General features: G+C 31.2%; 13 protein-coding genes. 3 read left to right on the top strand and 10 right to left on the bottom strand.

Going from position 1 to position 13,203, the window contains the following annotated elements; genetic code table 11:
* Positions 1 to 44 precede the first annotated feature (44 nt).
* Positions 45 to 293: a hypothetical protein gene (locus EU91_RS00380; RefSeq protein WP_032525174.1), complete on the top strand. Its 249-nt coding sequence runs from the start codon at positions 45 to 47 to the stop codon at positions 291 to 293.
* A gap of 12 nt (positions 294 to 305) precedes the next feature.
* On the opposite strand, the gene EU91_RS00385 is transcribed toward EU91_RS00380, so the two are convergent.
* From EU91_RS00385 to rpmI, 6 genes are all read right to left on the bottom strand, one after another.
* Positions 306 to 1,439, bottom strand: coding sequence for a glycosyltransferase family 4 protein (locus tag EU91_RS00385; protein WP_032525173.1), 1,134 nt, complete (start codon positions 1,437 to 1,439; stop codon positions 306 to 308).
* A 27-nt stretch (positions 1,440 to 1,466) separates the two neighbouring features.
* Positions 1,467 to 2,660, bottom strand: coding sequence for an NAD-dependent epimerase/dehydratase family protein (locus EU91_RS00390; RefSeq protein WP_032525171.1), 1,194 nt, complete (start codon positions 2,658 to 2,660; stop codon positions 1,467 to 1,469).
* Between the two features lie 171 nt (positions 2,661 to 2,831).
* The gene (locus EU91_RS00395) at positions 2,832 to 3,626 is read right to left on the bottom strand and encodes a thiazole synthase (protein WP_032525170.1); all 795 of its coding nucleotides are present in this window, start codon (positions 3,624 to 3,626) and stop codon (positions 2,832 to 2,834) included.
* Positions 3,627 to 3,628: 2 nt separating this feature from the next.
* Complete coding sequence (locus EU91_RS00400; protein WP_032525169.1) at positions 3,629 to 4,186, bottom strand: hypothetical protein; 558 nt, start codon at positions 4,184 to 4,186, stop codon at positions 3,629 to 3,631.
* Between the two features lie 37 nt (positions 4,187 to 4,223).
* The gene (rplT, locus tag EU91_RS00405) at positions 4,224 to 4,571 is read right to left on the bottom strand and encodes a 50S ribosomal protein L20 (RefSeq protein WP_011377296.1); all 348 of its coding nucleotides are present in this window, start codon (positions 4,569 to 4,571) and stop codon (positions 4,224 to 4,226) included.
* 28 nt (positions 4,572 to 4,599) lie between these two features.
* Complete coding sequence (gene rpmI, locus EU91_RS00410; RefSeq protein WP_011819271.1) at positions 4,600 to 4,797, bottom strand: 50S ribosomal protein L35; 198 nt, start codon at positions 4,795 to 4,797, stop codon at positions 4,600 to 4,602.
* A 91-nt stretch (positions 4,798 to 4,888) separates the two neighbouring features.
* On the opposite strand from rpmI, the gene EU91_RS00415 reads away from it, so the two are divergent.
* Both EU91_RS00415 and EU91_RS00420 read left to right on the top strand, forming a co-directional pair.
* A complete protein-coding gene (locus EU91_RS00415; RefSeq protein WP_032525168.1) occupies positions 4,889 to 6,427 on the top strand; it encodes a SpoIID/LytB domain-containing protein in 1,539 nt (512 codons plus the stop codon).
* A gap of 26 nt (positions 6,428 to 6,453) precedes the next feature.
* Complete coding sequence (locus EU91_RS00420; RefSeq protein WP_032525167.1) at positions 6,454 to 7,755, top strand: glycosyltransferase; 1,302 nt, start codon at positions 6,454 to 6,456, stop codon at positions 7,753 to 7,755.
* A 1-nt stretch (position 7,756) separates the two neighbouring features.
* Here EU91_RS00420 and EU91_RS00425 read toward each other — a convergent pair whose 3' ends face one another.
* The 4 genes from EU91_RS00425 to tig form a co-directional block, all read right to left on the bottom strand.
* On the bottom strand, positions 7,757 to 9,520 hold the full coding sequence (locus EU91_RS00425; RefSeq protein ID WP_032525166.1) for a DNA polymerase III subunit gamma/tau: 1,764 nt from the start codon (positions 9,518 to 9,520) through the stop codon (positions 7,757 to 7,759).
* Positions 9,521 to 9,578: 58 nt separating this feature from the next.
* The gene (clpX, locus tag EU91_RS00430) at positions 9,579 to 10,946 is read right to left on the bottom strand and encodes an ATP-dependent protease ATP-binding subunit ClpX (protein ID WP_032525165.1); all 1,368 of its coding nucleotides are present in this window, start codon (positions 10,944 to 10,946) and stop codon (positions 9,579 to 9,581) included.
* A 104-nt stretch (positions 10,947 to 11,050) separates the two neighbouring features.
* Positions 11,051 to 11,695: an ATP-dependent Clp endopeptidase proteolytic subunit ClpP gene (gene clpP, locus EU91_RS00435; protein ID WP_032525164.1), complete on the bottom strand. Its 645-nt coding sequence runs from the start codon at positions 11,693 to 11,695 to the stop codon at positions 11,051 to 11,053.
* Positions 11,696 to 11,760: 65 nt separating this feature from the next.
* A complete protein-coding gene (gene tig, locus EU91_RS00440) occupies positions 11,761 to 13,170 on the bottom strand; it encodes a trigger factor (RefSeq protein WP_032525163.1) in 1,410 nt (469 codons plus the stop codon).
* Positions 13,171 to 13,203 lie beyond the last annotated feature (33 nt).

Below are 13,203 nucleotides of genomic sequence, written 5' to 3'. Positions count from 1 at the left end.
TATTAAAATATTCGAGCATCAAATTTTTTGGGGTATTTGAAGCTATGACCAAAGATTTTCAATCTGGTAATGTTAAGCACCTGCCAGTTAAAAATGTTGACTTACCAAACTTTGTCAATAATTTTTCAGAAGATAACTCAAATATTTGTTCCATTGAGGGAACTAACGTTATAAGAGTACCTTTTGGTAAAAAATTTCCAAAGAAAAAAAGGCCTGAAAAGAATCAAAATATCGCTACTTTAATACTACCTTTAAGTTCGTATAGTAATCCTACGCCTCCACACGTAGCATAATTAAGATTAAGTTTAATCTAATTCTTTGAGAGTATTTGAATAATAATTTTGTAGTTGTAAAGTTGCTTGATTCCAGTCCCATTTTTCAGCTTCATTTCGTGCCTCTTTCCTCATAACTTCTCTTTGATCTTCATTCTCTAGAATTTTTTTTGTCGCTTCAATCAAACTTTGTACCCCATTATCTTTTTCATCAGGATCATATAAACAACCATTAATCCCATCACTAATTATATCTGGAATCCCCCCCTTGTTGGCTCCGATCACTGGACATCCTGCTGCCATTGCTTCAAGTAAAACTAATCCAAGTGTTTCTGTACTAGAGGGAAATAAAAATATATCTCCAGAGGCATAGGCGCTAGCAAGTTCATCGCCAGATAAATATCCTATGAAATTAGTCTTTGTATTTTCGAAGATTTTTTCAAGTTGGTTTCTATAAGGTCCATCCCCTACAAGTGCTAGGCAAGCATTAGGGATACTTTCTAAGACTGGTTTAATTCTCTCAATTTGTTTTTCGGCTGATAATCTTCCTACATAAATCAATAAATAATTAGCATCCTTATATTTTCCAAATAATGTTTCTCTCATTTTCTCACTTCTCAAATCTGGTCTGAAACTATAAGTATCTACTCCTCTTTGCCAAAGAGCAGTCCTTTGAATACCTTTATCTTTTAATTCATTGACCATTGCTGTGGAAGTGCATAAATTTAATAAGGCTTGATTATGAGCTGCTTTAAGTAATTCCCACAAAAGCGGCTCTAACATACCCATTCCGTAATGTTCTAGATATTTAGGAAGATGAGTATGGTAGCTAGCAATTAAAGGAATATTATTAGTTTTCGCCAACCATATGCCGCCTAAGCCAAGTACAGCTGGATTAACAACATGTATCAAATCTGGGTTAAATTTTTCTAACTTATCTGAGACTGCAGGACCTGGTAAACCAAGTTTCAACTCTGGATATAAGGGTAATGGCATTGCAGCAACTCCAACTACAGTTGCTCCCATATATGTTTCTGGACACCCTTCTGGACAAAAAATTATAACTTCATCACCATTTTTTATTAAAAATTCAATCGTTTTAGTCAGTCTTGTTACTATGCCGTCAACTTTGGGTAAAAAAGTTTCAGTAAACAATGCAATTTTCACTTTCTTAGGGTAATTATTTCAGAAATTTTAATTAGTCTTTATAGCCTTAGCTTGTTTTTTAGTCCAAGATGAAACACAAGGTATGCGCTTAATATCACATCTATTGGAGTATTTTTTAGCAACTTCAACAACTTCCTCTAATAAGCCATTATCAAGAGTCGTTGGGTTTAAACCTAATTCTATAAAGCATTTATTATCAACAATGAGATCATTTTCTACTGCTTCATTCCTTGGATTAGGTAAATAATTGATATCAGCTCCTGTTAGAGACGCAACTTTTTTAGCTAGTTCTCCAACTTGATGACTCTCAGTCATTTGATTAAAAATTTTGACTCTCTCTCCAGGTTTTGGAGGATTCTCAAGAGCAAGTTGTACACATTTTACAGAATCTTTTATGTGTATAAATGCTCTTGTTTGTCCTCCTGTCCCATGAACACTTAATGGATATCCAATGGCAGCTTGCATTAAAAATCTGTTTAGAACAGTTCCATAATCTCCGTCATAGTCAAATCGGTTTGTCAATCTAGGGTCTTTTAAAGTTGCTTCTGTATTTGTTCCCCAAACAATGCCTTGATGTAGATCAGTGATTCTAACAAGATCATTTTTGTTGTAGTAAAGAAATAATAATTGATCTAAAGTTTTAGTCATATGGTAAACACTACCTGGACTTGCGGGGTGTAATATCTCTTCTTCAAAGCGACTTCCATCTGGTTGAGGAACTTCAACTTTTAGATAACCTTCTGGAATTGTTGCTCCTCTATGTGATCCATATCCGTAGACTCCCATTGTTCCTAAATGAACAACATGAATATCTAAATTACTCTCTACTATTGCCGCCAGAAGATTGTGGGTGCCATTAACATTATTATCTACTGTATACCTTTTAGTAAAACTCGATTTCATAGAGTAAGGTGCTGCTCTTTGTTCTGCAAAATGGATCACGGAATCTGGTTTTTCATCAATTAGCAAATTGAGTAATTTTTGATATTGCTTAGAGATATCCATGTTAATAAATCTTATAGGCTTACCTCCAATTTCTTCCCATGCAGAAAGTCGTTCTGTTATCGAAGCAATTGGAGTTAAAGATTCTACCTCTAAATCAATATCAATTTTTCTACGACTTAAATTGTCGACAATAATTACATCATGATTTTGCTCTGCTAAATTCACCGCACAAGGCCAACCGCAAAAACCATCTCCACCTAGAACAATAACTTTCACTCAGAACTCCAGAATTAATAGATTCATAATATATTTATTAAATTACTACAGTGTGCTTCCAATTTGCGAAAAAACATTGTAAATAGTTTCAAATCTTCTTTCTTAATACAATAAATAAAATCAAATAATAAATTTTTAACCTCTTTTTAAAACTTTGCTTAATTTAGAGAATTAAAAAGATATATTTTTCTCAGGTGAACTTGCAACTGCAAAGTCTTGTTTTTTAATTCTTCCCGATAGAAAAGCTTGCCTGCCAGCTTTAACTCCATAATTTATAGCCTGAGCCATTAGAGGAGGATTTTCAGCTTGTGCTATAGCACTATTGATTAAGACGCCATCAGCACCAAGTTCCATAGCTTGAGAGGCTTCACTTGGCACTCCAATTCCTGCGTCAATTATTACTGGCACTTTTGCATTCTCAATAATTATTCTTATATTTGATAAATTTAATAAACCTTGCCCAGAGCCAATAGGCGAGCCTAATGGCATTACAGTTGCACAACCTATTTCTTCTAGTCTTTTTGCAAGAATAGGATCTGCATTGATATAAGGAAGTACAGCAAAACCCTTTTTTATTAAAATTTCGGCTGCTTTAAGGGTTTCTATTGGATCTGGTAGTAAATACTTTTTATCTGGAATTACTTCTAACTTTACAAAATTATTTTCTTCTTGACCAGATAATTTTGTAAGTTCTCTTCCTAAAATTGCTATTCTGACTGCTTCATCTGAATTAACGCAACCAGCTGTATTAGGAAGCATCCAGTATTTTTTCCAGTTGATCTTTTCGAGTAAATTTTCTCCGGTCTGATTATTTTTAATTCTTCTAACAGCGACGGTTATAATTTCAGTCTCAGAATTTGACAAACTTTCTACCATATCTTGAGTAGATTTGTATTTGCCAGTACCTACCATTAATCTACTGGAAAATTGTTTTCCTCCAATTAGTAAAGATGAATAATTTTTCATATTTAAAATCCCTTATCTTTTATACCTTTATAAGGTTTATAATTATTTCTTTTTTCTAACTCCTTACTTTTTTTAATGGCCGTTTTGTTTTTTGGATCTATCACTAAAACCTTTTGATAAGTTGCATATGCTAAGTCGTACTCAAGTAAACGCTGTTGTGCTGATGCGAGGTTATTTAGGGCTATAGGATATTCAGGGAGCGATTTTATAGCAAAGTTATAGTGTTTTATTGCTTTCTTAAATTCATTTTGAGCAGCATAAGAAAATCCTAAAGCATTATTTATTATCGCCTTGGCTTCATCAGGTTCATTTTCATAATTTTCAATTGCTTTTAAAAAAGTTTTAGTTGCCTCAGAGTATAATCTTTTTTTTATCTGAATAGAACCAAATTCATATAATTCTGTAGCTTGAGTGAGAGAATCTAAACCTTTCTGCTCGAATTTTACTAAATTTAATTCTTCACTTCTTGTTTTTAGAAATTGTCTGAATACAAAAATAGAAATTATTATTAATACGACAAAAAGAATTATTAAATAGGATTGAAAGGAAGAAATTTCCATTATTAATAATTAATTTTCTAAATTATATTCTTTTTTTCTAATTACTAACGGAAGAAACAATTTTTTCAAAACACTTAGGATCGTTTAAGGCTAATTGAGCAAGCATTTTTCTGTTAATGATAATTTCTGAATTTTTCATGCCATTTATTAACTTGCTATAGTTTGTTCCATTTATTCTGGCAGATGCGTTTATTCTAGAAATCCAAAGTCTTCTAAAATCTCTTTTTCTTCTTCTTCTATCCCTATAAGCATTACAAAGAGCTTTCATCACTCTTTGGTTTGCCGTTCTGAAAAGATTTTTGTTGCCGCCTCTAAAACCTTTTGCAAGATTTAAGATTTTGTTTCTTCGTTTTCTGGCTATGTTGCCTCTTTTTACGCGTGCCATGAATATCTAATAAAAATTGGTTAAAGATTTATGCGTATGGAATCATTAATCTTACATTATCAGCATCTCTTTCATCAACTACTGCTTTTGTTGATAGATGTCTTTTTAATTTCGAGCTTTTATGATCAAGTAAATGATTATGGAAAGCTCTTCTTCTCATGAATTTACCCGTCGCAGTAGCTTTAAATCTTTTAGCAGCTGATTTACGAGTTTTTAGTTTAGACATTTAAGTCAAATGTGTTTAATTAGAGTAATCTAAACCTTTATAGGCATTGGTGCAAATTAAAGTTTTTAATTGATAAAGAAAGTTCTAACTTATGAAACTTAAATTTACCTTTTTAAACTTATTTTTAAGTTGTATTTCTCTCTTAATAATAAACACTACATTTACTTCAGATGTAAAAGGAGAAGAATTGCTGAAGGTTGAATTAAATAAGGAAATTAAAAAAGGAAAATTTTTAATTGGTTTAAAGCAATATTTAGGCGGGGAGAATGACAGTTTTTCAAAAAAAAGGAATATCATTTTTAATGCTGATAAAGGGTTTTTAAACCTGATATCGTCTAATGGTATTAAACATAAATCAAAACAAATTAATATTAGCTGGGTGGATATACCCATCAAAAATCCAAAAATAATAGAAAGAATTGTTTTCGGTCCATTTGCTAGCTATGAGTCAGCAAAAAAACAAGCAGTCAAACTTAAAGAGAAAGGATTTGAAACTACTGTTGCATACCCTAAAAATTGGGAAGTATGGATTCCATTTCAAGATGATCTGCCAGAGTTTGAATCAAAAAATAAGATTTCCAGAAAAATAAAAAACTTTCAAATTACTCCTGTTCTTCACAATGAATATAGTGTTATGAAACTCGAAGGACCTATAAATATTTATGCTCAAGAGGAAATAAAAATAAATGGTGTCAATTTTGGTAAAAATTTTTATTTAATAAAAGATTCATATGGAACTTGGACATTAGTACAAAAAATTGAATTTGATGACTATTTGGCAGGTGTTTTGCCATATGAAATTGGACCGAATTCTCCTTTAGAAGCACTCAAGGCTCAAGCAGTTATTGCAAGAACTTGGGGAATATTTAATTCTGATAGATTTAGTATGGATAAATATCATTTATGTATAACCACTCAATGTCAAGTTTATAAGCCACCTAAAATTTCAAATAAAACCGTGCAAAAAGCCATAGAAGAAACTTCAAATTTAATTCTCACTTATAGAAATCAACCAATAAATGCTTTTTACCATGGTTCTAATGGTGGCGTATCTGCTACTGCAGGCGAGTCTTGGCAAATTCAAGATTATTTTTATTTCAATTCAATCATTGATGGTTCTAAATCATTAAATAAAATTTTTGAACTCCCAATTACAAATGAATCTGATTTAAATAACTTTTTAGATTTTGATAAAGAAAAGTTTTATGGTAGTAATCATTCTCTCTTTCGATGGAATAAGAAAATTTCTAGTCTTGAAATTAAAGAAAAGTTAATTAAAAACAAACTCATAAATAATAATGATAATGTTTTGGATTTAAATTCTATTGAACGTGGTTCTAGTGGCAGAGTGACAAAATTAGAAATACAAACGGACAAAGTCAATAAATCTATTGTTCTAGTTAAAGATGATATTCGACGAGTATTAAATTTTATACCTAGTAATTTGTTTACTATTAATAAATTAAGTGATGATTTATGGCTTTTGAGAGGAGGAGGCTTCGGTCATGGTGTAGGTTTATCTCAGTCAGGAGCAATCGAAATGGCTAAATTAGGATTCTCTTATAAAGAAATATTGAATCATTACTATCGAGATGCAAAACTGCAAACAATTGAGATATTGTCTCAATGAAAGTTAAGTAATTAAAATTTACTTTTATGAGTAAGGGTTTTTATAAAAATCGAAGATTGAAGTCGTTTATATTTCTTGGTGCTTGTTTTTTAGTAGCTTTTATTCCCCATGCTTACATTATCGAAAATTTCTTTAATACTATATTGACTCTTTCTTTTGTGATTGTTTTTTACGGGTTAATAGTTATTTCTAGAAATTTAAAAAGGAACAACATTTCAAATACTGTAAGCAGCAGAATTAGCAATAAAGAGTTACCTGTGCTTGATATTTTAGTTGCAGCTAGAGATGAAGAGAATGTCATAGCAAGATTAGTTGAAAGATTATTTAATTTAGATTATCCAAAAAATAAATTAAATATTTACATAATCGATGATGGCAGTTCTGATAAGACGCCTTTAATTTTAGATCGATTATCTAGACAATATGAAAAGCTAAAAGTCATAAGTCGTTCTCCAAATGCAGGCGGAGGAAAGTCAGGAGCTTTAAATTATGCCTTGAAGTTTACTTATGGTGAATGGTTATTAGTTTTGGATGCTGATGCTCAATTAAAACAAGATTCTTTGATAAGGTTATTTAGTTTTGTAGAAGAGGGTAATTGGTCTGCAGTTCAACTAAGAAAATCAGTAACAAATGTAAGTAAGAATTTTTTAACTTCTTGTCAGTCAATGGAGATGGCTATGGATGCAATTTTTCAATATGGAAGATTATCAGTCGCTGGAGTTTCTGAATTAAGGGGAAATGGCCAATTAATTAAGAAAGATACATTATTGGCATGTGGATCTTTTAATGAATATACTGTGACTGACGATCTTGATTTGAGTTTACGATTATTATTATCAAAATTTAGCATTGGAATCTTATGGGACCCTCCAGTCATGGAGGAAGCAGTTGAGAATTTAAATGCTTTATTAGCACAAAGGCAAAGATGGGCAGAGGGGGGGTTGCAAAGATTCTTTGATTATGGAGATCAATTATTCACCAATAAAATTGATTATTTGCAAAAATTTGATTTAACTTACTTCTTCATCTTGCAATATGCACTACCAATCATTTCTATTTTTGATTTAGTTTTCAGTATTGCTTTATTAGATCAACCAATTTACTGGCCTATTTCATTGACAGCTTTTATATTATCTGGAATTGCCTTTTGGTACGGTTCTTCTTGCAAAAGCGAAGTACCTGTATTGCAAAAAAGTAATTTTTTGATGGTATTTGTATCGGTTTTTTATTTATCGCATTGGTTTTTAGTCATCCCTTGGGTGACAATAAAGATGTCTATTTTCCCCAAAAAGATACTCTGGCGAAAAACTGTTCATACTGGAGTTTAGTTTATTCATCAAATTCTATAATTTCTCCATTAAAAAAATTTGCTAAGTTTTTTGAACTATCATCATAATTTTCTTCGTTTGATATTTTTGTTGACGAATTAGTTTTTGGTTCTATTTTTTTTATTGGTCGAAAATTATTTACTTCATTTTGAGTTATTTCTGGAGTGTTTGTTGGGTTGCTTTTATTTAATTGTTTTGTTGAAAAATTAAGTATTATTTGATCTCCAAAAATCTTTTTTACAGTATTTTCAATTATAACTTTTCTGCTTTTTATCATATTTTCCCAGTTTGGAGATAATGCAATTATGATTTGCTCTGAATCCAAACTTTCAAGTTCTGCTTGTTGTGAAAGTAACATTCTTGTTGATGGTAACTCTACTTTAGAAAGAATTAATTCCCATTTATCTTTTAAATTATTTGATCTAGGTTTATTTTGGTTATTGTCAGAAATATTTTTGGTACTTTCTTTGTCAAGAACGTCAAATTTTTCTAATTTTTCGTCTTTTTTTTCGATCAATTCATCGTTATATATCTCTTTTTTGATACTTGGTTTTTGAATTTCATTAGAAATAATTTCTCCATTAATTATTGCAATGTTTTTTATGCTTTCATCCTTCTCCTTAGTCGCATTATTTTTAATTTTTTCATTATTTTTTAAAATATTTATTTCTTGATAATCTAGAAGGCCAGTTAAATGTATTTCAAACCAAAGTCTTGGATTATCACTTGTTTTGATTTGATATTCAATATTTCTGAGATGATTATGCCATTTAATAATTTTTGATTTATTTATTTTTTTTGAGATTTTATCTAATTCATCTTGGAATCCATCTGACGTGTAATAGAGATCTGAATAATTGTTATTTGTAGAATGTAGTAATAAATCTCTTGTTATATTCAATAATCCGATAATTATTTGTAGGGGTTCATTTCCCGCATCATATAATTTGTTGCAGGTGATAATTAATGACTCAGGATTATTTTCAATCAATGATTTAATCAAATTTGTTAATTCAATTTCTGATACTTCTCCTAGCAGGTTTTGTAGATTATTAATTGTGATTCCTTCTGGTAAAAGATTCAGTTGTTCAAGGAGGCTTTGTGCATCTCTCATACCTCCATTACATCTTTTTGCAATCATTTTTAATGCCTGAACTTCATAATCAATGGACTCTTTTTCTGCTATTTCTGATAAATGTTGAAAAATATCATTGGGGCTTATTCTCCTAAAATCGAACTTTTGGCATCTACTTTGTATTGTATTTAGTACTCTCTCAGGATTTGTTGTCGCAAGAATAAATACAACTCTTGAGGGTGGTTCTTCAATAGTTTTTAGTAAAGCATTTGAAGCTGCCGTTGAAAGCATATGACATTCATCAATAACGTATACTTTCCATCTCGCTTGAGTAGGTGCAAATCTCGCTCTTTCTATAATTTCTCTTATATTTTCTACTCCTGTATTTGATGCTGCATCAATCTCGATAATATCTAGAGCGTTCCCATCTGTAATTTGTGCACATAATTCACATTTACCACAAGGATTTATAGTAGGTTGGTCGAATGCCTGGCAATTTAGAGATTTTGCAAATATTCTTGCACTTGATGTTTTTCCAGTACCTCTTGGACCGTTAAAAAGATATGCAGGAGCAATTTTTTTGGTTAATAGTGCTTGTTTGAGTGTAATGGATATAAATTTTTGCCCAACCAGTTCGTCTAAGTTCTTTGGTCTATATTTTTGATGAAAAGGCTTATGTATATTTGGCATTTATTTTTCATTAATTAGAAAAATTAGGGATTAAATTAAAACAATTAAAATCTAAATTTTATGCAGACTCTTTAATAATTCTTTTTGATCCTGAAGGTAGTTTTACAATTTTAGATGAGAATAAATTATCGACCATTTTTTTCGTAATTGTGAATTCTTTCACATTTTCTTCAGAAGGCAAAGTGTACATTACGTCAAGCATTAGTTCCTCAATTATTGATCTTAATGCTCTTGCACCTGTTTTTCTGTTATATGCTTCATTTGCTATCGCTTCAACAGAATCAGGCTCAAATGATAATTCAACATTATCCATACTTAGCAAAGTTTTGAATTGCTTTACTAATGCATCTCTTGGTTGAGTCAAAATAGACTCTAAAGTTTCTTTAGTAAGACGATCCAATACAGCACAAACAGGAATTCTTCCAATAAATTCTGGAATTAAGCCATATTTTACTAAGTCATCTAATTCTAAATTTTTCAAGGAATCCCTTGGGTCTACTGTTTTTTTTGTATCAACTCTGTTTTGATCTGAATTGGTGGTAAACCCTATGGAATGCTTACCCATACGCTTTTGAACGATATCTTCTAAACCTATAAAGGCTCCCCCGCAAATAAATAATATTTGACTTGTATCAATTTGGATGCAGTCATGATAAGGATGCTTTCTTCCGCCTTGCGGTGGCACATTAGCAATTGTTCCTTCAAGCATTTTTAATAATGCTTGCTGAACCCCTTCTCCAGAGACATCTCTAGTAATTGAAGGATTCTCGCTTTTTCTCGCAATTTTATCTATTTCATCAATATAAATTATTCCTTTTTGAGCTAGTTCTACATTCATTTCTGATTTTTGCAGAAGTCTTAAAAGTATGTTTTCAACATCTTCACCAACATATCCAGCTTCTGTCAAAGTCGTTGCATCAGCTACTGCAAAAGGAACATCAAGAAACTCTGCTAAAGTTTGAGCCAATAATGTTTTTCCACTTCCAGTAGGGCCGATGAGTAAAATATTAGATTTTTGTAATTTAGTTGCTTGTGAATCTTTTGAATTGCTATTTTTACTGTCTTCTTTAACTTTCCAAGCTAATCGTTTGTAGTGGTTGTATACGGCTACTGATAATATTTTTTTTGCAGATTCTTGTCCAACAACTTGATTATCTAGAAAATTTTTAATTTCTAATGGTTTAGGAATTGAGGTTAATTCTAAAGGAACAGATTTTTTTGGATTATCAGTTGGTAATTTCTTTTTTACTTGCGGAGAGTTATTTGTGTTTGCTTGATTATCAAGAAGTTCTTCATCGAGAATTTCATTACATAGATCTATACACTCATCACAGATATAAACCCCAGGACCAGCTATAAGCTTTCTTACTTGGTCTTGTGATTTTCCGCAAAATGAACATTTAAGATGGGCGTCGAATTTAGCCATCGATTATAAGTTTTAATTTGAAAGGTGTTAAATATCCCCTATTCACTAGGATTGCTTATAAATATCGATTCGTCATCATATTCTTAAAAAATCAGCATCCCTTGTCACTTTTTGATAACTTTATCAATTAATCCATATTCGACTGCTTCTAATGGAGATAAAAAGTAATCTCTTTCTGTATCTTCATTAATTTTTTCTAAAGGTTGACCGGTATGTTCTGCTAAAAGCGAATTTAATGTTTTCTTGAGAAAAAGTATTTCTTTAGCTTGTATTTCAATCTCTACTGCTTGACCTTGTGCACCTCCAAGAGGCTGATGAATCATAATCCTAGAATTAGGTAAAGCCAATCTTTTCCCTTTTGCTCCTCCAGAAAGGAGAAATGCTCCCATACTTGCTGCTACTCCAAAACATATTGTCACTACATCAGGAGATATCTGTTGCATAGTATCGTATATGGCCATTCCTGCAGTTACTGAGCCTCCAGGAGAATTAATATATATTTGTATATCTTTTTCTGGATCTTCAGCTTCAAGAAATAATAATTGTGCGACAAGTGAGTCAGATACTTGATCATTAATTCCAGTACCTAAAAAAATTATTCTCTCCCTTAATAGTCTTGAATAAATATCAAAAGCTCTTTCTCCTCTACCTGATTGTTCTATAACGGTAGGAACAGCCGCAATAGTTTTTTTATTACTTTCGTAAGAACTTATTGAGCTTTGAATCAAATGTTTTTTTTCTGAGTTCACAAATTAGTTTTTATCTTATAAATAATTTAAGGGGTTTTTGTTTAAATAGTAGGAAATTTCATAAATTATTTTTTTTCTTTTTTATTTTGAGCTTTTGTAGTTTTTGTAGCAGTTTTTATGGCTTTTGTTTTGGAGGTTTTGGTAGATTTAGAGTTTCTTGTATTTTTTTCTTTTACTTCAGAATTTTCTTCAAGCCAAATAATTAATTTTTCTTTGAGTAAATCGTTACTTATTACTTCAGTTAATTTTTTAATATCTATTTGTTTTGAAGATTGAGAGATGGCATCTTCATAATCTTTCATTTTTAAATCTATTTCATCTTTCTCAACTCTTATGTTTTCTTCTTTAGCTAATGCTTGAAGAGCTAAATTTCTTTGAACATTTTTTTCAGCTTGAGGCCTTGTGGACTCTGCTAATGACTTCACTAATTCCGGAGTGAAAGTAGATTTAACATCAAGACCTTGTTGAGCAAATCTTTGAGCGGTTTGTTCAATATTATTCCTCACCTCTATATCAATCATAGATTTTGGAATTTCAGCAACTAATTCGTTTGTTAAAGCATCCAATAAAGCTTCAATTTTGATATCTTTTTGAGTTTTTTCAAAATTTTCTTTAAGTTGCTTTTCAATATCTTTCTTTAATTCTTTTAATGATTCTTTGCCAGACTGTTTTGCAAAATCGTCATTTAGTTCGGGTAATTCTTTTTCCTTAAGGTCCTTGAGATTTACTTCAAAAATTGCTTCTTTGCCTCTTGAATCCTCATGAGAATAATCATCAGGAAATTTAAGGTTAAGTGTTTTAGTATCACCAATTTTCATCTTTACGATTCCCTCAACGAAACCGGGAATCATTTTGTTCTTTTCTAACTCAAGATCCATTGATTCACTTGTTCCACCATCAATCTCCTGACCAGAATCTTTATATTTTCCTTTGAAACTAACTACAGCAATATCTCCTAATTTTGCTGCTCTATTGGTAACTGGAATAATGTTTGCAAATTGATTTCTAGATTTTTCTAGCGCTTCATCTATTGACTTAGGATCAAACTTTGTCTTTGATATTTCAACACTTAGTCCTTTGGATTTTTTAAGTTTTAATTCTGGGGCAACATCAGTTTGAAGAGTAACCTTAAGTGATTTTTCAGGACTAAACTTTGCAAGTAAAGATTCAAATCCATCTACCAATTCTGGCTCACTTAGTGGCTCTATAGATTTTATTTTTAACGCTTCTTGCCATGATTTATCAATAATTTTTTCCAGAGCAGAAGCATGTAATTGTGTGATGCCAATTCTTTGGATTAAGACTTGTTTAGGAATCTTACCAAGTCTAAATCCCGGAATTTTAGCTGAACGACTGATAGAACTGATTGTTTCATTTACACACGTTTTGCATGTCTCAGATGGTATTTCTAATTCGAATGAGATTCTACTTTGAGGCAGAGGCTTTGTTTTGACTATTAGTGCATCTTTAGCCATGTTTTTCTAAGTTATTACTATGAGCAGAATCTT

The organism is Prochlorococcus marinus str. GP2 (assembly GCF_000759885.1).
Taxonomy (GTDB): domain Bacteria; phylum Cyanobacteriota; class Cyanobacteriia; order PCC-6307; family Cyanobiaceae; genus Prochlorococcus_A; species Prochlorococcus_A marinus_J.
The sequence above is the reverse complement of the archived record's forward strand: the minus strand, read 5'-3'. Positions and strand labels throughout refer to the sequence as shown.